This is a genomic window from Mesorhizobium comanense (genome assembly GCF_005503535.1).
In the GTDB taxonomy this organism is placed as follows: Bacteria; Pseudomonadota; Alphaproteobacteria; order Rhizobiales; family Rhizobiaceae; genus Mesorhizobium; species Mesorhizobium comanense.
In genome coordinates this window covers 274,816-294,689 of the sequence record NZ_SCNN01000002.1, presented here as the reverse complement: position 1 = coordinate 294,689, position 19,874 = coordinate 274,816, and the positions used below count along the sequence as shown (strand labels likewise).

The 19,874-nt window shown below is 62.5% G+C and carries 20 protein-coding genes; 5 read left to right on the top strand and 15 right to left on the bottom strand.

Translation table 11 applies throughout. The annotated features are described in order from the left end of the window. Positions 1-201: 201 nt before the first annotated feature. A complete protein-coding gene (locus tag FFS37_RS05785) occupies positions 202-525 on the bottom strand; it encodes a TfoX/Sxy family protein (RefSeq protein ID WP_137929978.1) in 324 nt (107 codons plus the stop codon). A 91-nt stretch (positions 526-616) separates the two neighbouring features. On the opposite strand from FFS37_RS05785, the gene FFS37_RS05780 reads away from it, so the two are divergent. Continuing rightward, the gene (locus tag FFS37_RS05780) at positions 617-1,114 is read left to right on the top strand and encodes a GFA family protein (protein WP_137929977.1); all 498 of its coding nucleotides are present in this window, start codon (positions 617-619) and stop codon (positions 1,112-1,114) included. Between the two features lie 32 nt (positions 1,115-1,146). Here FFS37_RS05780 and sufA read toward each other — a convergent pair whose 3' ends face one another. The 9 genes from sufA to FFS37_RS05735 all read right to left on the bottom strand — a co-directional run bounded on the left by sufA (position 1,147) and on the right by FFS37_RS05735 (position 9,133). After that, positions 1,147-1,527 carry a Fe-S cluster assembly scaffold SufA gene (sufA, locus tag FFS37_RS05775; protein WP_137929976.1) on the bottom strand — a complete coding sequence of 127 codons (381 nt, stop codon included), beginning with the start codon at positions 1,525-1,527 and terminating at the stop codon, positions 1,147-1,149. Between the two features lie 99 nt (positions 1,528-1,626). Further along, entirely contained in the window at positions 1,627-2,124 is a 498-nt protein-coding gene (locus tag FFS37_RS05770; RefSeq protein ID WP_137929975.1) for a DMP19 family protein, read from the bottom strand. Between the two features lie 10 nt (positions 2,125-2,134). Beyond that, on the bottom strand, positions 2,135-2,527 hold the full coding sequence (locus FFS37_RS05765) for an SUF system Fe-S cluster assembly protein (RefSeq protein ID WP_137929974.1): 393 nt from the start codon (positions 2,525-2,527) through the stop codon (positions 2,135-2,137). A 5-nt stretch (positions 2,528-2,532) separates the two neighbouring features. Continuing rightward, complete coding sequence (locus FFS37_RS05760) at positions 2,533-3,774, bottom strand: cysteine desulfurase (RefSeq protein ID WP_137929973.1); 1,242 nt, start codon at positions 3,772-3,774, stop codon at positions 2,533-2,535. Positions 3,775-3,878: 104 nt separating this feature from the next. After that, a complete protein-coding gene (sufD, locus tag FFS37_RS05755; protein ID WP_137929972.1) occupies positions 3,879-5,147 on the bottom strand; it encodes a Fe-S cluster assembly protein SufD in 1,269 nt (422 codons plus the stop codon). Positions 5,148-5,172: 25 nt separating this feature from the next. Further along, complete coding sequence (sufC, locus tag FFS37_RS05750) at positions 5,173-5,928, bottom strand: Fe-S cluster assembly ATPase SufC (protein ID WP_137929971.1); 756 nt, start codon at positions 5,926-5,928, stop codon at positions 5,173-5,175. Next, positions 5,921-6,208, bottom strand: a complete 288-nt coding sequence (locus tag FFS37_RS05745) for a hypothetical protein (protein WP_137929970.1) — start codon at positions 6,206-6,208, stop codon at positions 5,921-5,923. Before FFS37_RS05745 ends, sufC begins: the two co-directional genes overlap by 8 nt. Before the next feature lie 5 nt (positions 6,209-6,213). Next, positions 6,214-7,731 (bottom strand): Fe-S cluster assembly protein SufB, encoded by a 1,518-nt coding sequence (sufB, locus tag FFS37_RS05740; protein WP_137929969.1) that lies wholly within the window; start codon positions 7,729-7,731, stop codon positions 6,214-6,216. A gap of 241 nt (positions 7,732-7,972) precedes the next feature. Then, positions 7,973-9,133 carry a cysteine desulfurase family protein gene (locus FFS37_RS05735; RefSeq protein WP_137929968.1) on the bottom strand — a complete coding sequence of 387 codons (1,161 nt, stop codon included), beginning with the start codon at positions 9,131-9,133 and terminating at the stop codon, positions 7,973-7,975. Positions 9,134-9,387: 254 nt separating this feature from the next. Between FFS37_RS05735 and FFS37_RS05730 the strand changes: the two genes are divergently transcribed. Genes FFS37_RS05730 through FFS37_RS05720 form a run of 3 tightly spaced genes read left to right on the top strand, consistent with a single transcriptional unit; the run spans position 9,388 to position 11,214 of the window. Then, on the top strand, positions 9,388-10,062 hold the full coding sequence (locus FFS37_RS05730) for an alpha/beta hydrolase (RefSeq protein ID WP_137929967.1): 675 nt from the start codon (positions 9,388-9,390) through the stop codon (positions 10,060-10,062). Between the two features lie 11 nt (positions 10,063-10,073). Next, entirely contained in the window at positions 10,074-10,535 is a 462-nt protein-coding gene (locus FFS37_RS05725) for an acetyltransferase (protein ID WP_137929966.1), read from the top strand. A gap of 28 nt (positions 10,536-10,563) precedes the next feature. Beyond that, on the top strand, positions 10,564-11,214 hold the full coding sequence (locus tag FFS37_RS05720; RefSeq protein WP_137929965.1) for an FMN-binding negative transcriptional regulator: 651 nt from the start codon (positions 10,564-10,566) through the stop codon (positions 11,212-11,214). A 27-nt stretch (positions 11,215-11,241) separates the two neighbouring features. On the opposite strand, the gene FFS37_RS05715 is transcribed toward FFS37_RS05720, so the two are convergent. Genes FFS37_RS05715 through FFS37_RS05700 form a run of 4 tightly spaced genes read right to left on the bottom strand, consistent with a single transcriptional unit; the run spans position 11,242 to position 14,860 of the window. After that, a complete protein-coding gene (locus tag FFS37_RS05715; protein ID WP_137929964.1) occupies positions 11,242-12,063 on the bottom strand; it encodes a phosphatase PAP2 family protein in 822 nt (273 codons plus the stop codon). A 30-nt stretch (positions 12,064-12,093) separates the two neighbouring features. Then, a complete protein-coding gene (locus FFS37_RS05710) occupies positions 12,094-13,743 on the bottom strand; it encodes an ArnT family glycosyltransferase (protein ID WP_171026182.1) in 1,650 nt (549 codons plus the stop codon). A 57-nt stretch (positions 13,744-13,800) separates the two neighbouring features. Beyond that, positions 13,801-14,133 carry a lipid-A-disaccharide synthase N-terminal domain-containing protein gene (locus FFS37_RS05705; protein ID WP_137929963.1) on the bottom strand — a complete coding sequence of 111 codons (333 nt, stop codon included), beginning with the start codon at positions 14,131-14,133 and terminating at the stop codon, positions 13,801-13,803. Further along, on the bottom strand, positions 14,126-14,860 hold the full coding sequence (locus tag FFS37_RS05700; RefSeq protein WP_137929962.1) for a glycosyltransferase family 2 protein: 735 nt from the start codon (positions 14,858-14,860) through the stop codon (positions 14,126-14,128). The genes FFS37_RS05705 and FFS37_RS05700 overlap by 8 nt, the downstream gene beginning before the upstream one ends. 316 nt (positions 14,861-15,176) lie before the next feature. Between FFS37_RS05700 and tyrS the strand changes: the two genes are divergently transcribed. Then, positions 15,177-16,442 carry a tyrosine--tRNA ligase gene (gene tyrS, locus FFS37_RS05695; RefSeq protein WP_137929961.1) on the top strand — a complete coding sequence of 422 codons (1,266 nt, stop codon included), beginning with the start codon at positions 15,177-15,179 and terminating at the stop codon, positions 16,440-16,442. A 6-nt stretch (positions 16,443-16,448) separates the two neighbouring features. On the opposite strand, the gene FFS37_RS05690 is transcribed toward tyrS, so the two are convergent. Next, positions 16,449-19,829 carry a YhdP family protein gene (locus tag FFS37_RS05690; RefSeq protein WP_137929960.1) on the bottom strand — a complete coding sequence of 1,127 codons (3,381 nt, stop codon included), beginning with the start codon at positions 19,827-19,829 and terminating at the stop codon, positions 16,449-16,451. Positions 19,830-19,874: the final 45 nt, after the last annotated feature.

The window sequence follows — 19,874 nt, the reverse complement described above, 5'->3', positions numbered from 1 at the left end:
CGCGGCGAAGGCCCCCTCACCCGGATTGCCAAGACCGAATTGCAAAGCAATTCGGGGCAATCCGACCTCTCCCCGAGGGGAGAGGAGCGCGCCGGCGCCGATGCCTGTCTCTTCTCCCCAGCGGGGAGAAGGTGGCCGCGAAGCGGCCGGATAAGGGGGCGGCCTCGACGTGCCCTTCGTGGCCGTCAGCAACGGATGAAATCACTTCCCCGCCCTTCGCCCCGCCTCGTAGGCGCGCCGCGCCCACAGCGTCATCTCGTCAGGATCGTCGAAGGCGCTGTCGGGAATGCTCCAGTAAGGCATCGCCACCAGCTTGCCGTGGCGGGAGCCGGTATAGGTCCACTGCTTGCAGCCGGCGGCTTCGAAATCCAGGGCGCTCTGCTCATCGGCCTTCAGCTTCAACTCCCCGCGCAACACGATGGCGACAATGACGCCCTCGAAGTAGATACCCTTGCCGCCGAACAGCCTGCGGATGCTGACCGGCCCCAGGCCCTGGAAAAGTTCGGCGATGCGTTCATTGTCCATGGCGCGATCATGTCACCGGCGCCGGATCCTGTCACCGCCGCAACCAAAATCATGCTGACAGGTTGAAAAGCATCCATCGGAGTTTTTCACCATGCCTGTCCTGCTCAAGGGCTCCTGCCGCTGCAACGCCGTCCGCTTCGAGGTGGAAAGCCACACGCCGGTGCCGTTCATGCTCTGCTACTGTTCGATCTGCCGCAAGCAGCAAGGCGGCGGCGGTTTTGCCATCAACCTCGGCGCCGATTACGAGACGTTGAACATCAGGGGCAAGAGCAGCCTCGGCGTCTACCGGGCCGAGATCGAGGATGACGAGCATCCGCATTGCGAGGTCTCGACCGGCGAGCGCAATTTCTGCAGGAAATGCGGCTCGGCGCTCTGGCTCTATGACCCAACCTGGCCTGAACTGGTGCATCCCTTTGCGTCGGCGATCGACAGCGAGCTGCCGACACCGCCGGAGAAGGTGCATCTTATGCTGAAATACAGGGCGAACTGGGTCGAGCCCGTGATCGGCCAAAACGACAAGGCATTCGACGTCTACCCAGAAGAATCGATCGCCGACTGGCACAAACGGACGGGCATGTGGGTGGAGTAGTGTCTTCGCCCCGTCTACGGGGCGAAGGGAAATCAGGCCGAGGCACGCGCCTCGGCCAGCGCCTTGAGGTCGGCGGGCTTCAACTCGACGGATTCGCCGCAGCCACAGGCCGAACTCTGGTTGGGATTGTTGAAGGTGAAGCCGGTGCGCAGCACCGTCTGCTCGAAATCCATCTGCGTGCCGAACAGGAACAGGGCTGCCTCCGGCGCGACATAGACGTGGGCGCCGTCGCGCTCGATATGGTCGTCCTTGGGGTTCGGCTCGGTGACGAGGTCGACCGTGTATTCCATGCCCGCGCAGCCACCCTTCTTGATGCCGAGGCGAATACCATGCGCGTTGTCACGCGTGGCCACGATCTCGCGCACCCGCTCGGCGGCTTTTTCGGTCATCGTGATGACGGCGAAGCGTCCCATGTCATTCTCCACGTTCGCACGGGTTCAAGGCCCGCGGATCATTCTTACCTAAGATGGTGAACATTTTCGAATGCTGCAACCCCGCACAGCACCGGGCCGTCAAGTCAGTCGCTCGCTCTCGGACAAGAGGCGGGAGGCTTCCGCCTGAAGCGTGTCGTTCATACTTGTTGGATGGCGATCCTCGGCCGCATAGAATTGGTCCGTGGCAGCATCGAACGCGGTTTCCGGCAACTCGTCCATCTGGTCCATTCGTCGCTGGCGATCACGCGGAAAATCAGGACCAAAGACCGCCAGAGCGACCCCTGCGGCATCCGCATGCTCGCTCAAGTCGAGCTTATGCATCGCCTCTATGGCACGAGTGATCGTTATTCCGAACGAATTGTGGAAGTATTGATGAAAGGAGCCGTTGAGGACATCGCCGAGCAACAGGTCAGCGCAAACCACATCGGCGACGCTCGACGGCATCTCGCTCAGCACAGCGTCAAACGCAGCCGGGCTGTCCAAACTGTTGAGAAGCCGGTCGCCACCCCATCGCTCCATCAGTATCATGGTCGGAGGTGGTACGAATTCGGGAATTTCTATCTCCCAATCTTCCACGTGGCCCCCGTCAGTACCAGCCGACCGCCACCTGCGCCTCTTCCGACATGCGATCCGGCGTCCACGGCGGATCGAAGGTCATGTTGACCTCGACGCCCGACACGCCTTCGACGGCACCGACGGCATTCTCCACCCAGCCCGGCATCTCGCCGGCCACCGGGCAGCCGGGCGCGGTCAGCGTCATGTCGATCTTGACCGAGCGGTCATCCTCGATATCGATCTTGTAGACGAGGCCAAGCTCATAGATGTCGGCGGGGATCTCCGGGTCGTAGACCGTCTTCAGCGCCGAGACGATATCGTCGGTCAGCCGCGCCAGTTCGTCGGCGGGAATGGCCGAAGCCGAGACAACGCCTTTCGCGGCCGTCTCCGGCGCGGTCTCCGCTGATATGCTTACATCGTCCATGGTCATCACCCGAAGAATTTGCGCGCCTTGTCCAGCGCATCGGCCAAAGCGTCGACTTCGGCTCTGGTATTATACATGCCGAACGATGCCCTGCATGTGGAGGTTACGCCGAAGCGTTTCAACAGCGGTTGGGCGCAATGGGTGCCGGCACGCACGGCCACGCCCTGCCTGTCTATCACCATCGAGACGTCATGGGCATGAATACCTTGCAGTTCGAAGGAGATGATAGCGCCCTTGCCGGGCGCATCGCCGAAGATGCGCAGCGAATTGATGGCGCGCAGCCGCTCATGCGCGTAGGTCTTGAGGTCTTCCTCATGCGCGGCGATGCGTTCGCGGCCGATCTTTTCCATGTAATCGAGCGCCGCACCCAACCCGATCGCCTGGACGATCGGCGGCGTGCCGGCCTCGAAGCGGTGCGGCGGCTCGTTGTAGGTGACGATATCCTCCGTCACCTCCTCGATCATCTCGCCACCACCCATGAAGGGGCGCATGCCAGCCAGAATATCCTTCTTGCCGTAAAGCACGCCGATGCCCGAGGGGCCGTAGACCTTGTGTCCGGTGAAGACGAAGAAGTCGCAGTCGAGGTCCTGGACGTCGATGGGCATGTGCACGGCGCTCTGGCTGCCGTCGACAAGCACGGGAATTCCGCGCGCATGCGCGATGCGCACGATCTCCTTGATCGGCGTCACCGTGCCCAGCGCGTTCGACATCTGGGTGATGGCGACGAGCCTGGTGCGTGACGTCAGCCGCTTCTCGAATTCCTCGATGTGGAACGCGCCGAGGTCGTCGACCGGCACCCACACCAGTTTGGCGCCCTGCCTTTCCCTGATGAAATGCCAGGGGACGATGTTGGAATGGTGCTCCATGATCGACAGCACAATCTCGTCGCCCTCGCCGATATTGGGCATGCCGTAGCCGTAGGCGACGGTGTTGATGGCCGAGGTCGTGTTCGAGGTGAAGACGATGTTGTCGGTGCTCGGCGCGTTGAGGAAGCGCCGCACCGTCTCGCGAGCCTTCTCGTAGGCGTCGGTCGCGGCATTCGACAGGAAATGCAGGCCGCGATGGACGTTGGCATATTCCTGGGAATAGGCGTGCTGGATGGTGTCGAGCACCACCTGCGGCTTCTGCGCCGAGGCGCCATTGTCGAGATAGACCAGTGGTTTGCCGTAGACCTCCCGCGACAGGATCGGGAAGTCGCGGCGGATCGCTTCGACGTCGTAGGGAATGGTTTCGATCTTCTGGTCCATCTCAAACTCTTCCGAGGCACCGCCTCATTCCGTCCAGCACCCCTGATCCGTCTTGGCGCTTCGCGCCAATCCACCTTCTCCCACAAGGGGAGAAGGAAAGCGGCTCACCCGTGCGTCACGAACCACTCGTCGAGCCGCGCTTCCAGCGCCTCGACGATGCCCTCGTCGTCCAGTTCCTCGATGACCTCGGCGACGAACGCCTTCACCAGCAGGCCGCGTGCGCTCTTCTCGTCGACGCCGCGCGCCATCAGGTAGAACAGATGGTTGTGGTCGATCTCGGTGACGGTCGCGCCGTGGCCGCAGACAACGTCGTCGGCGAAAATCTCGAGCTCCGGCTTTGTCGAGAACTCGCCATCATCAGACAGAAGCAGCGTGTTGCAGGCCATCTTGGCGTTGGTCTTCTGCGCGTATTGATGAACGTTGATGCGGCCCTGGAAAACGCCGCGAGCCTTGCCGGTCACAACGTTGCGGATAATTTCGGTCGACGTCGTATGCGGCACGGCATGGTCGAGCACCATCGTCACATCGGTGTGGGTGTCGCCGGCCAGAAGGTTGATGCCGCGCAACTTGAAGTCGGCGCCTTCGCCCGTCGTCTTGACCAGCACCTCCTGGCGCACCAGCCTGCCGCCAGCGTTCATGACGAACAGCGTCAGCCGGGCGTTCTTGCCGATATGGGCCTTGAACTGCGCCAGATGGGTGGCTGTATCCGGCTGCTCCTGCACGATCAGCCACGTCACCTCGGCGCCCTCGCCGAGCACCAGCTGGCTGACGGAACTGACCAGCGCAGCGCCCTCGCCCGCCTGGCGCTCGACAATGACGGCTTTGGCGCCGGCACCGACACGCGCGGCCAAGCGCACATGGGCCTGGCCGCCGGCCTGCAAATTCTGCAACTCGATCGGCTTTTCCAGTTCAGTGCCGTCGGCGATATCGATGAAATAGCCGTCGGCGACGAAAGCCGTGTTCAGCGCGCCGATCGCATCGTCGCTGCCATAGGGATCGAGCCCCGGCGCAATGCTGCCATCGGTCAGCTTTTCCGACAGGCGCTGGAAGGTCACGCCTTCCACGGAAGGCATCTTGGCTTCCGACTTGCCGTTCAGGACCGGCAGCACGGCGGAACCGTCGATGATCGGCGCAATCGCCTTGGCCATTGCGGCCGGGTCGAAATCCGGAACGGAATTCAACAGCCGGCGCAGATCGGTATAGTGCCAGGATTCGACGCGGCGCGTCGGCAGGCCGTGCTTGATCGCCTCGATGGCGTCGTCGCGCTTCAGCGTCACCGCGCCGTCGCCCGGCAACAGCGACAGCCGGTCGCCGAACGCGTCGATCAACGCGGTTTCGGCCGGAGTCCGCTGCGGTTGTGTGTGCATATTCATCAGTTTGACCTTGCCTTCTGGCATCTCACGCGGCTTCGCCGATCACGCCGGCATAGCCATTGGCTTCGAGGTCGAGCGCCAGCGACTTGTCGCCTGATTTGATGACCTGGCCCTTGTAGAGCACGTGAACGGTGTCGGGAACGATGTGCTCAAGCAGTCGCTGGTAGTGGGTGATGACCAGGAAGGCGCGGTCAGGCGCGCGCAGCGCGTTGACGCCGTCTGAAACGATCTTGAGCGCATCGATGTCGAGGCCGGAATCGGTTTCGTCGAGCACGCACAGCTTCGGCTCCAGGAGCTTCATCTGCAGGATCTCCGCGCGCTTCTTCTCGCCGCCGGAGAAGCCGACATTGAGCGGCCGCTTCAGCATCGCCATGTCCATGCTGAGCGAGCCGGCGGCATCCTTCACGCGCTTCAGGAATTCCGGGATCTTCAGCGGTTCCTCGCCGCGCGCCTTGCGCTGCTCGTTCATGGCCACTTTCAGGAATTCCATGGTCGCCACGCCCGGTATCTCCATTGGATACTGGAAGGCGAGGAAGATGCCCGACGTGGCGCGCTCGGCCGGATCCATTTCGAGGATCGACTGGCCGTTGTAGAGGATGTCGCCCTCTGTCACTTCATAATCCTCGCGGCCGGCGAGGATGTAGGACAAGGTCGACTTGCCCGAACCGTTCGGGCCCATGATGGCGGCGACCTCGCCGGCTTTCACCGTCAGGTTCAAACCGCGGATGATTTCGGTGCCGTCGTCGACGATGCGGGCGTGCAGGTTCTTGATCTCAAGCATTGTTCTTTTCTCTGAAATAGTCGTCGTAAGTGATCGAATAATCGGTGTGACGGCGCTGTAGCGCCTTGAACCGCCAGAAGGACAGGCCGAAGGCGATGGCGAAGACCGCGATGCCGACATAAAGATTGACGAAGGCGGCCAAGAGGATGCCCGCGAATGCCGAGACGACGGTCGCGCCGGCATATTTCGCCATGGCGACGTTGCCCTCGCGCCGGACAGCCCAAAGCCGCCGCCAGCGGACGGCAAACCAGATTTCCTCTCTGGGCAGCCCGCTCGCCATGGTCACTAGCCCACCGAGCCTTCCAGCGAGATGCCGATCAGCTTCTGCGCTTCGACGGCGAACTCCATCGGCAGTTGCTGGATGACGTCCTTGACGAAGCCGTTGACGATAAGCGCGATCGCCTCTTCCTCGGGGATGCCGCGCTGCATGACGTAAAACTTCTGGTCCTCGGAGATCTTCGAGGTCGTCGCCTCATGCTCGAACTTGGCGGTCGCGTTCTTGGCTTCCATGTAGGGTACGGTATGCGCGCCGCACTGGTCGCCGATCAGCAGCGAGTCGCAATTGGTGAAATTGCGGGCGTTGGCGGCCTTGCGGTGCGCCGAGACCTGTCCGCGATAGGTGTTCTGCGAGAAGCCGGCGGCGATGCCCTTGGAGATGATGCGGCTCGACGTGTTCTTGCCGAGGTGGATCATCTTGGTGCCCGAGTCGACCTGCTGGTAGCCGTTCGACACGGCGATCGAATAGAACTCGCCCTGGGAATCGTCGCCGCGCAGGATGCAGCTCGGATATTTCCAGGTTATGGCGGAGCCGGTCTCGACCTGCGTCCACGAAATCTTGGAACGGTCGCCGCGGCAATCGCCGCGCTTGGTGACGAAATTGTAGATGCCGCCCTTGCCCTCGGCGTCGCCGGGGTACCAGTTCTGCACCGTCGAATACTTGATCTCGGCATCGTCGAGCGCCACCAGTTCGACGACGGCGGCATGCAACTGGTTCTCGTCGCGCTGCGGCGCCGTGCAGCCTTCGAGATAGGAGACGTAGGCCCCCTCCTCGGCGATGATCAGCGTGCGCTCGAATTGGCCGGTGTTCTTCTCGTTCATGCGGAAATAGGTCGACAGTTCCATCGGGCAGCGCACGCCCTTGGGAACGAAGACGAACGAGCCGTCGGTGAAGACGGCCGAATTCAGCGTCGCGTAGAAATTGTCAGAGGTCGGCACGACCGAACCCAGATATTTCTGCACCAGTTCGGGATATTCGCGGATGGCTTCCGAAATCGAGCAGAAGATGACGCCGGCCTGCGCCAGCTCCTTCTTGAAGGTGGTGACGACGGACACGGAATCGAACACCGCATCGACCGCGACACGGCCCGATTTGTAGACATTGTCGCTGACTTCCTCGAGCTCCGAGGCATCGGTCTTCTGCACGCCGGCCAGGATTTCCTGTTCCTTGAGCGGAATGCCGAGCTTCTCATAGACCTTCAAGATCTCCGGATCGACGTCGCTCAGCGAAGTCGGTCCGGGCGTGCTCTTGGGCGCCGCATAGTAATAGATGTCCTGGAAATCGATCTTCGGATACTCGACGCGCGCCCAGGTCGGCTCCTCCAGCGTCAGCCAACGGCGATAGGCTTCCAGACGCCATTCCAGCATCCAGGCCGGTTCGTCCTTCTTGGCCGAAATGAAACGGATGATGTCTTCGCTCAGGCCCTTGGGGGCCTTGTCCACAGCGATCTCGGTCTCGAATCCATATTTGTATTGGTCGACGTCGATCTTTCGGACCCGATCGATCGTGTCCTGCACAGCAGGCATATGCGTTCTCCATCCACGCCGGGGTCAAGGCCCGACAGTTTTCAAACTATGGCACCGCCGAAATGGACACTTGGCAGCGTCCGCGGCAGCGTAAGTTCCATATAGTGCGCCTCGACCGGAAATTCACCCGGCCACCATGAAACGCACGGCTCTACCAGGCCGAAAGGCCCAAAATCATTTTACTCAAGCATCGGATTTTCCAAAAACCGCTACGCACTTTTCGGTCCGATGCTCTCAACCGCTAAGCGGCTTTTTCCTTGTCCGCCCTACGCGCGGCTATTCCCGCAAGCGCGGCGCGGAACAGTTCGATGTCTTGCGCGCCCGTCGCCGCACCGATCGACACGCGCAGGGCGCCGAGACTGTCACCATAGCCCATGGCTCTCAGCACGTGGCTCGGCCCGACCTTGCCCGACGAGCAGGCGGAGCCGGCCGACAGCGCAATGCCTGCGAGATCGAAGGCGATCTGCGCCGTCTCGGCCTTGACGCCGGGAATAGCGAAGAATGTCGTGTTGGCAAGCCTTGGCGCGCCGGTTCCGAAGATTTCCACGTCAGAAACCAGCGTTTTCACGATGGTTTCGACCTCGTCACGACGTTGACGCACGGCCTCGATGACCTTCAGCCCGGTCACGGCTTCCCGCGCCGCGGCGCCAAAACCGGCAATGCCGACCAGGTTCTCGGTGCCGGCGCGATGACCTTTTTCCTGGCCGCCGCCATTGATCAGCGGCCTCGGCATCATCAGGTCGGAGGCCGCGACAAGAGCACCGACGCCCTTGGGGCCGCCGATCTTGTGCGAAGACAGAATCAGGTAATCGGCGTAACCCGCTGACATATCGATCGAAAGGCGGCCAGCAGCCTGGACGGCGTCGACCACCAGAACACCACCGGCAGCCTTGACGATTTCGGCGATGCGACCCAGAGGCTGGATGACGCCGGTTTCGTTGTTGGCGGCATGGACCGCGACCAGGGGAAGGCCTTCGGCCTTGTCGTGAGCAGCAAGCGCCGCCCTCAACGCGTCGAGATCGGCAATGCCGTCGCCATCGACACCGATCCGCGTCACCTGGGTCGACGGAAAGCGTCCACCATTCAGCAGGCAGGGATGATCGGCCTCGCAGACATAGAGACGGCTCATGCGCACCGCGCCCCGGCCCATCTGCCAGTCCGGCGTCAGAAGCGTCGAGGCGGCCTCCGTCGCACCCGAGGTGAACACGACATGCTCGGCCTTGCCGTTGACGAGCGCGGCCACGTCGCGCCTGGCGTTGTCGACCAGCCGCCGCGCGGCGCGACCTTCACCATGGACCGATGAAGGGTTGGCTGCATCGAACGCCACGACCATGGCCTCGCGTGCCGCCGCAAGCAGCGGCGCGCTGGCATTGTAGTCAAGATAGGCGCGTTTTGCGGCCATTTCCGTCCGTTCAGTCCCGTCAGAAGCCATTCCGCTGTCGTATGGCGTTATTTCCTTGAAATTCCAAGGCGAGCCGTCCTATTTACCCGGCTTGCGGCGAGGGCGGCCGGACGATTGCGTTTCGGCCACCCAGTTTTGAATAATTCTAAACTAGCTTCTATGAAGACGCTCGCCCTGCGTCAAGGTCTGTGGAAGCGGGGCCGGAGCAAGAGTGTTCCGGGCGTCGCGCACTTGTATGTCACGTGGAGTATTTCATGCCTGAGGTCATTTTCACCGGTCCGGCCGGCCGCCTGGAGGGTCGCTACCAGCCCTCGAAGGAAAAGAGCGCGCCGATCGCCATCGTCTTGCATCCGCATCCGCAGTTCGGCGGCACGATGAACAACAAGATCGTCTATGACCTCTTCTACATGTTCCAGAAGCGCGATTTCACCACGCTGCGCTTCAACTTCCGCGGCATCGGCCGCAGCCAGGGCGAATTCGACCACGGCACCGGTGAATTGTCGGATGCCGCCGCGGCTCTCGACTGGGTGCAGTCATTGCATCCCGATTCCAAGAGCTGCTGGGTCGCCGGTTATTCCTTCGGCTCGTGGATCGGCATGCAGCTTCTGATGCGCAGGCCCGAGATCGAAGGCTTCATCTCGATCGCGCCGCAGCCCAACACCTATGATTTCTCGTTCCTGGCGCCCTGCCCGTCCTCCGGTCTGATCATCCATGGCGATGCCGACAAGGTGGCACCGCCCAAGGATGTGCAAGGCCTGGTCGACAAGCTGCACACGCAGAAGGGCATCACCATCACGCAGAAGACCCTGCCCGGCGCCAATCATTTCTTCGCCAACGACGCCGACCTGCTGATCCAGGAATGCGCCGACTATCTCGACCGCAGGCTGGCCGGCGAATTGTCGGATCCGAGGCCGAAGCGGCTGCGCTAAGACATCGAGCAATGCAGATTCGTGGCTATGAGCGGGCAGACAATGCCCGCCTCGTCGAGATATGGCTCGCTGCAGTACGCGCGACGCATCTGTTCCTGAGCGAGGACGACATCCAGTTCTTCCTGCCGCAGGTTCGCGACCAATACCTGCCGGCGCTCGAAGTGTTCGTCGCGCTGGACGACGCAGAATTGACGGGCTTCGCTGGCCTGTCCGGCTCGAAGCTGGAAATGCTGTTCGTCGACCCCGCCCGGCATGGGACCGGCATCGGCAAGAAGCTGGTCGATCATGCGGTGGCGCTCAAAGGCGCCCTTGAGGTCGACGTCAACGAAGAGAATCCCGGTGCGGTCGCTTTCTACCGAAAGTGCGGCTTCCTGCCGGTTGGCCGTTCCGAGCTGGACAGCTCCGGCAAGCCCTTCCCGCTCATCCATATGGCGCAACTGGTACATAGCACAACCGGGTCGGACCGAGCATAATGTGCCTGCAAGCGCGAAAGGCACGACCATGTACGAACCCCCTCATTTCCAGGAAACGCGGCCGGATGTGCTGCATGGCCTGATCCGGGCACATCCACTCGGCATGCTGATCTCGAACGGGCCCGACGGCCCCGAGGCCAATGCTATCCCGTTCCTGCTCGACGCCCAGGTATCACCGAGCGGCAGGTTGCGCGCTCACATGGCCAAGGCGAACCCGCAATGGAAGCTTATTTCGGAAAACCCGTCATCGCCCGTGCTGGTCGTCTTCCAGGGAACCGACGCTTATGTGACGCCGTCCTGGTATGAGACCAAGCGCGAGACAGGCAAGGTGGTGCCGACCTGGAACTACGCCATCGTGCAGGTGCGCGGCACGGCTGAGGTGATCGACGATCAGGACTGGCTGGCGCGGCAGATCGCCGACCTGACCGCATCCCAGGAGGGCACCCGCGAGACCCCTTGGGCGGTGACCGATGCGCCCGCACCGTTCATCCAGTCGCAGATCAAGGGCATCATCGGCCTCGAAATCGCGATCAGCGAGATCCACGGCAAGTGGAAGGTCAGCCAGAACCGTCCCGTCGCCGACCGCGCCGGCGTTGCGCATGGGCTCGAGACCGAGGCGGCAAGCCAGTCGGGCATGGCCCGCCTTGTGAGATCCTACGGCGGTCTGGACGGCAATTAGCACAGACACGGGCGACCCGGCGCCGGCCTATTTTCCCGGAGCAATCAACCGGAATGACGCCTTGCGCACCGGCAACCCCGTCGATACCGGACGGAAGATGAAGCCGAGCCGGGCAAAGACCAGTCCGCATGCCAGTGCAAAGGCGCAGCCGAGCCCGAAACCGGCCACGGTGTCGCTCGGATAGTGGGCGCCGACGAACACCCTGGTCGAGGAGATGCAAGCGGTCACCACCAGGGCTATGTACCAGCGCCGTGGAAACAGAAGCAGCAGGATGCCGAACACCGCGCCCATCGTTGTGGCATGGCCAGAGGGAAAGCCGGCAAAGCGCGCGTCGAACGCGAAAGGATGCAGCGCGAGCACGCCGAAATCATCGAAATAGAGCGGCCGGGCGCGCCCGATCGCATATTTGAGGATGTTGACCAGCAGCCCGGACAGGCCGACGGCGCTCAGCATCAGGAACGCCAGGCAAGTCCAGTTGTAGACGAGCATCAGCGCGCGCCGTGACAGGCTTCGCCAATCGGTGAGGTTGGCTGCGACCAGCAGAAGCGCAGACGGAATGAGATACCAGCCGCCAAGCGCGAACTGGGTCAGGAACTCGGCAAGCCTGGCCAGGCCTGGCGACCATTGGCCGTGCGCCATTCCCGCCGGGGTGTCGAGGCGCACAAAGGCGGCCCCGGTCAGGAACACCCAGACCAGGATCCACGCCCACCATGAGATGTTGGGATAGCGTTCGGGGCGAACCGCAAGGCGATGTCTTGCGATCCGCACCGTGTCGCGAAAATTGTCGAGGGACCGGCGTCCTATGCCCAAAAGCGAACTGGAAACCGGAGGGCGCGATCTCACGAGCATTGGGAACTCGATCCTGTCATCGACCAGCCGTCATTGGTTCACACGATAAAGGCCGAGCGACAGCTTGTCTCCCGACGAATAGTTGAGGCCGTCGATTTCGGCGAGGCGCTTGGCCGATTTGTCCCGCACCGACAACATGCCGTTCAGCTTCTGCTCGTCCTCGATCGGCACCAGCGCCAGGGCGCATGCCGGGTCGGCGAGCAGATGGTCCGCCACGCCGCCAAGGCCGGTGAGCATCGTCTTTGTGCCCACCAGGAACACCAGGCTCGGTTCCTGATAGCGCGACGAAGCGAGAACAGTCGTGTCGCAAGGCTTGTTGGCGAGCACCGCCTGCTTGATGGCCGGGCTCAGCCACATCGGCTTCAGGGACGGGGCGATCACACCGAACAGCAAGGCATAGGTAATGCCGGCGCAAATCGCCACGGCGCCGATGCGGCGCAGCGGCACCTGCAACTGGCGCGAAAAGGCGAAGTAGCCGGCCGCAAGCGCCGCCGCGGCTGCCGGGATGCTCCACCAGGAAAACATATGGGTGAGGTAGATCGGCGCGCCGACACAGACGGCCGCGAGACCAATACTGACTACGACCAGGCCGAAAGCGGTTGCCCACCACAGCCATTGCTGCCAGCGCCTGAGCGGCGCATTGGCGTCCTGTGGCGGCAGGGTCAGCAGCCAGCCGATCAGCAGCGCCACGGCGGGATAGGCCGGCAGGACGTAATGCGGCAGTTTCGTAGGAATGAGTTCGAAGACGAGCCAGAAAGGAATGTACCAGGCAAGGCAGAAGCGCAGCCTCGGATCGTCGCGCAGGCGGTTGATGGCCTGCAGGCCGGCGCCGACCGCGATCAGGCCGAACGGCCACATGAACAGCGAATAGGTCAGCATGTAGAAGCCGGGCGGCAGGCCATGCGATTCCTCGCCCGAAGCGACCTTGCCCAGCATGTCCTTGCCGACGGCTTGCTGCAGGAAGGCGCCGTGGCTCTTCCAGGTGATCGCGGCGAGCCAGGGCAGCGCGATGACAACGACCAGCAGCAGGCCGCGCCCGATCCTGAGCTTCGACAGCCAGCGTCCGTCGCGTTCGAACGCAAAAAGCGTGAGGATGGTCAATGCCGACAGCAGCGGCGCTATTGGCCCCTTGATCAGGATCGCCGCCCCTTGCGCGATCCAGAATATCCACCAGAGATGGCCTCCGGCCGGTTCGTTGCGGCGCGACGCCAGGTAGATTTGCGCCAGCGCGCCTTGCGCGGCCACGCAGCAGGCGAGCAGCATCGCATCGGTCTTTGCGTCGCGGCCTTCGAAAGCGGTGGCGAAGATCGCCGCAGTCACAAGACCGGCGGCGATGCCGGCGCTGGCGCCAAAAAGATTGGTTCCCGTCCAGGCGATCGCCAGCACGGCAAGAGCAATGCCGAGGGCTGAGATCGTACGGTAGACCCAGATCGGCGCCTCGGCCCCCTGCCCGCTCAGCGTGACGGCCGCCGATTGCAGCCAGTAGATGCCGATCGGCTTCTGATAGCGCGAGGCCTCCTGGAAGCGGATATCGACATAGTCGCCGCTCTCCACCATCTGCTTGGTGGCCTGGACAAAGCGTGGCTCGTCGCGGTCGAGCGGCGGCATGGATGCCTGCCCCGAAACCGTCATCACCAGGCTGAACAGGAAGAGGAGGATGTAGTTCCTGTTCAACGCCATGCTTCAGCCTCGCCGATCATTTTCTCGATATGCCCCGGTTCCCGGCAGGCCGGGCCGTCAATCGACCTTGCTCATCGCCGCCTTGCGCTCGTTGGCGATCAGCCAGAGGTTCCTGATGTAGATGAACATGCCCATCGCCTGGCCGGCGATGAACACCGGATCCTGGCGCTGGATGGCATAGATCAGGAGCAGGCCGCCGCCGAACAGCGAGAAGAACCAAAAGGCCACCGGCACCACACTGCGCTTGGCCTTTTCGGAGGCGAGCCACTGGACGACGAAGCGCATGGTGAAGAAGAACTGGGCGATGAAGCCCAGCAGAACCCAGGCGTCGAATTGCTTGATGAAGACCTGGTGAAGCCAGGCCCCCAATTCCTGAAGCACATTAACCACGCTTGATTTCCTCTACTTTTGGCATTCTGCGGCGCCTGCGGCGCAACCACCAGACGCCACCCAGATCGAGCGCGCCCTGCAGGCCGCGATCGAAAATGCCGTAGTTCGACTTGCCGTGCCGGCGCGACCGGTCGACGACGTCGCAGTGCACCACCTTGTATCCTTCCTGGATGACCAGGGCCGGGACGAAGCGGTGGGTGCCGTCGAAGAACGGCAGCTTGCGCAGGATGTCGGCATGAACCGCCTTCAGGCCGCAGCCGGTGTCGCGTGTCTCGTCGTGCAGGATGGCGTTCCTCAGCCAGTTGGCGAAACGCGACGCGAGCTGCTTGACCTTGCTGTCCCGGCGCTTCAGGCGTTGCCCCTGCGCGGCGCCGAAGTCCGGACCGGCGCTGCGCAGTGCGTCGACCAGCACCGGAATGTATTGCGGATCGTTCTGGCCGTCGCCGTCGATCGTGGCGACGATGCCGCCACGCGCGGCCCAGGCCCCTGAACGAACCGACAGGCTCTGGCCAGCGGATTTCTGGTGCCGCAACTCACGCACCGGAAAAGACCGAAGCGCGGCCTGTTGGGCAAGCACGTCGGCCGTGTCGTCGGTCGAGCCGTCATTGACGATGATCAGTTCGAAGTCGCGGCCGGTCATCGCCGCCTCGATCTCGTCGATCAGCAGCGGCAGGTTTGCCGCCTCGTTCCTGCAAGGAATGACGATGGATATCAATGCGTCCGGCATGTCGCGTCGGGGCTCTGTCGTCGATGTGGCATTCATGGATGCCGTGCGGTGCCGCTCTAGGTCGTGGGCTGCAAGAACCTTGTGGCGCGGAGGCCTCATTACGCCAGCCGAAACGATGACGCAAGCATTCGTGCCGGACCACCGGTAACCCCGTTTCAACAAGGGGTGATCGTCGGGACACTGGCGATCCTCGGCGCAGAGGCGATCGGACGCAAAACCGGATTCCACTTTTGCTGATCGCGCTTGGGTGCTAAACGCGCCGCTGATCCATGTAATATGTCGGTCGCGACCGGCCGAACGCTTTGGGAAAAGAAGCATGTTTGCATACAAGTCCGACTTCTTAAACGTGATGAAGGAACGTGGTTTCATCCACCAGATCTCGGATGAGACCGGCCTCGACCAGCTTTTCGCCAAGGAAACGGTTACTGCCTATGTCGGCTACGACGCCACCGCGACGAGCCTGCATATCGGCAATTTGATCTCGGCCACCATGCTTTACTGGCTGCAGGAAACCGGGCACAGGCCGATCGCGCTGATGGGTGGCGGCACGTCGATGATTGGCGACCCGTCCTTCCGCGACGACCAGCGCAGCCTCCTGACGCCCGAGGCGATCGGCACCAACATCGAGGGCATCAAGCGCATCTTCGGCCGTATCCTGCGTTTTGGCGATGGCCCGAACGACGCTATCATGGTCAACAATGCCGACTGGTTGATGAAACTCAACTATGTCGAGTTCCTGCGTGACGTCGGCCGGCATTTCTCTGTCAACCGCATGCTGACCTTCGACAGCGTCAAGTTGCGCCTCGACCGCGAGCAGTCGCTGTCGTTTCTCGAATTCAACTACATGATCCTGCAGGGCTATGATTTCGTCGAACTGGCCCGGCGCCAAAACTGCCGCCTTCAGATGGGCGGCTCAGACCAGTGGGGCAACATCATCAACGGCGTCGATCTCGGCCATCGCATGGGCACGCCACAGCTTTATGCCCTGACCACTCCTCTTCTGACGACATCGTCAGGCGCCAAGATGGGCAAATCCGCGAAGGGTGCGGTCTGGCTCAACGGCGACCTCTTCTCGCCCTATGATTTTTGGCAATACTGGCGCAATACCGAGGATGCCGACGTCGAACGCTTCCTAAAGATATTCACTCGGCTCTCGCTTGATGAAATTGGGAAATTAGGAGCTTTAAGTGGCTCCGAAATTAACGTCGCGAAAAAAATCCTTGCAACGGAAGCGACTGCCATCGTGCATGGTCGCGAGGCAGCTATTGAGGCTGAAAAAACAGCAGAAGCGCTTTTCGAGAGAGGCCAGTCAATCGATTCTCTTCCGACAGTAACGATTAACAGAGGATCGGATGAGCAATGGCAGGTCGGGAGATCAAATACGGCCATAATAGTTGCTTCAGGTCTTGTGTCGTCCAACTCGGAAGCTCGTCGTAAAATCGCAGAAGGCGCGTTTCGTATAAACGATAAATTAGTAACAGACCCTAACGCTGTTGTTTTTTGGACAGATGTCCACGAAGACACTGGCGCATTCAAAGTTCAGCTGGGGAAAAAAAAGGTCGTCCTGGTGCGGCCTGTGTGAGGCCGCTCATCGATATTCGAAGATCGACCTGAATATTCCCGGCGCGATCACCGAGAGCGGGTTGACGTCGAGCACCGGCTTGTTGGCATTGCCCCGAAGCCGATAGGTGACGCCGATCAGGCCGCGATCGCGGCCATTGCCGAGCAAGGCGCCGACGATCGGCAGCTCACCGAAGATGCGATTGAGGCCATAGACCGGCATGAAGGTGCCGGTCATGTCCATGTTGTTGTTCTGATCGTAAAGGATGCCCTGGAACGTCGTGCCGATGCGCGGACCGCGCAGCACGCCATTGGCCAGTCTGAGATAGCCGCTGCCTTTCTCGATCTCGGCGTAGCCGCGTTCGAACTTGACGCGGGACGTGTCGAGAGAACCCTTGACCGCCTGATTGAGGCTGCGGTTGTCGCCGGCCGGCGTGGTCGAGACGATGGAGGCCAGTTTCGGTTCGTTGACGACGAAGAAATTGGTGGTGTCGACCTTGCCCTTCATCGGCCCGTCGCCGGCCCCGGTCAGAGCCAGCGTGATCGACCCGCCTTCCATGTGCTCGTAAACGTTGAGGAAGCGCAGGATCGCCCCGGCGTCCGCCGACTGGACATTCAGCGAGCGCCGGCCGTCGCCAGTGGTGTTGCTGATTGCGATGGCCGCGCCCGAACTCGCCGTGGCGCTGACCTTCAGCCCGTTCACCCGTGAGCCGGCCGCGCTGTAATCGAGCTTCAGGTTGGACAGTTGCTCGTCGTGGAAACCGGTGAGCTGATCGACATCGGCGCTGACGGAAATGGCGTCGCTGCCGGTCGTCTTGGTGGCCGTGTCGACGTCGGAGGTGAACTGCTTGATCAGCGAGCGGGCATCGAGCGCGTTGCCTGATATGCTGACCGCGTAGCCCTTGCCGGATCGCTTGACCGAAACGGCCACGTCGTCGCCCCTGTTCAGCGTCACCTTGCTGAACTTTGCCGACGACAGGGCGCTATTGACCAGGACGATTGTGCCATCGACCGAGAAGGTCTTGCCGTCCAGGTCGAAGTCCGACAGCGTCGTGGTGTCGCCCGATTTGGTCATCACGAAAGTGACGGTCGCGGGGACCCCTGCCCCCTTGCTCCAGCCGGCCCAGGGAATGTCCAGCCGGGCATTGGTCAGGTCGGCCGAGACGTTCTGGTTGCCGCTGCCGCTCTTGTCGATCGCCACCTTCACCGTTCCGCCCAGCAGCGGCGTGAGCCCGGGCATGGCGGCGGCACGGGTCTTGTCGTCGAGCACAAGTGCCACCTTGCGGCTGCGCGGCGGCCCGTTGTCGGCCAACGGCTCGATGAGGTCGAGTTCGGCCGGAATGCCATTCAGGGATGCCTTGGCGGAGATGACGGCCTTTTCCGGATCGACCGTGATCGAACCGTCGGCATCGGTCACGGTCTGCCCCTCGAACGGCTTGGCCAGCGACAGGCCGGTATAGTCGAGCGACACCAGCCAATCGAGCTTCGAGGTGTCCACACCCGACTGCAGCGGAATGTCCGCCTTGACGTGGCCTGTCACGCTGCCCGACAGGTCGTCCGGCAGGAAGCCGACATGGCGCATGGCGTTGATCGGCTCGTAGGAGGCCAGTTCGGCGACGGCCGGCGCTTCCCCTTCGACATCGATGTCGAGCGCGCCGATGACGGGCGGATGGTTCGCCTCCTTGACCGTCAGCGTACCGTTGCTGGCCGCCACCGTCCGGCCGCTGGGCATGAACACCGTGCCGGAAGACAAGGATATGTCGACGTCATTGCCATGGAAGCCGACAACGCCGACAGCGTCGCGGATCGGCGGAATGCGGCCAGCCGTATCGAAACGCGATCCTTCGATCTGGAAGCGCCCGAAAACCTCGTTGGCGGAAAGCGGCACGCCATTGCCCAGGCGATCCGGCACCACCTGGAACTGCAGATTGGCATCGACGACGCGGCCTCCGAACAGATTGTCCAGCACCCAGAGCCGGGCATTGCGCGCCGAAAACCACGGCCAAAGCTGTTTGACATGCGAGACCGGCATGTCATGCACGTTGAGCGCGAGATTGATGCCGGGAGCCTTGCCGTCAACGAACTCCACGGCAGCGGTGCCCAGAACCTCGCTGGACTGGGAGGACCGCACCGCGATCTGCTCGGCCACCAGCTTGTGGCTTCTGGTCTGGTAGACGCCGGCGATACGCGCCAGGAAGGTCAGCGCCGGCTCCGGCGACTCCGACGGCGCCAGGGTCGAACCGTCGCTGGTCAGGTCGTAACGATAGGAAGGCTCCTCGCCCGCCGCGCCCGTCGCGGGTTTTGGTCCTATCGAGCCGCCGAAGTCGAACGAGGATCGTCCGGTCTTCAAAAGCAGCTTGTCCACCTGGATCTTGTTGCTGCCGTTGACAAGCGTGGCGTCGACATCGACGTCGGCCGGCAACAGGCCGCGCGTGCCGAGATCGAGCACCGACCCGGTGGACGACAGCGCGGCCGTAAGGCGCGACGGGGTGGCGCCTGATCCTTCCGAGCCCGTCAGCTTCAAGGCGACGGTCCCAAGCTTGCCGGAGCCCGCGCTGGCGACACTGGCATCCGCCAGATCGAGCTTGGCATCCAGCTCCGTGATGCGATGCGCCGCGACATCGCGCCTGGCGGAAGCCGCGATGGTAACAGTCCGGCCATCGACATCCGCCTCTGAGGAAAACTCCATGCCGCTCGTGCCCGACTGAACGACGGTGGCGTTGGCGATCCTGATCAGTTTGACCGCTCCGGTTTCAGGCAGCACGAATTCGACATTGCTGAGATCGATCCGGCGCATCGAATCTTCCCGCACGGCGTCGAGTGCGCGGTGTATGTTGGCGAACACGGCATCGGACAGCTTCTCCGGGTCGACGAGGCCATCCTCATTGCGCAAGCCGGCGGTCCAGTCTCCGCCCGAGGGCATGGCCGCCGTGACGATGCGCGCGTCCGAAATCCTGGCACTGGTCAGCCGCACCTCGCCCCACAGCAGCGGCACGAGGCGGACGCCGAAGCGCACCCGCCCGGCATCGGCCATGGCCTGGCCGTCGGATGTCTTCAGACTGACATCGCTCACCTGGAGAGCGACGAAGCTCGAACCGTCGAGCGTGATACGGGCGGGCCCGACCGCGACATGGACATCGACACCGGCCAGCCGCTCGATGGCGCTCTCCGCCTCGATGCGCAGCCGGTCCGCCCCGATGCCGGAAAGGCCGATCAGATAAACGGCGGTCGCCGCCAGCAGCACGAGCGCGACGATGCCGGCAAACACGCGCGAGAGTATCCGGAAGCCGCGGCCGATCGAAGCCTGGCCAAGCGGCGGGACGCGGCATGCGGACGGCAAGGCGCCCAGGTCGGTGATCTCATCCCGCCTGAACCTTATCTTCTCGTGCTGCGGATGCTCCTGATCCAAACTCTGATCCGTTTTACGAACTCGCTCGTGGACGAATCCCCGGTC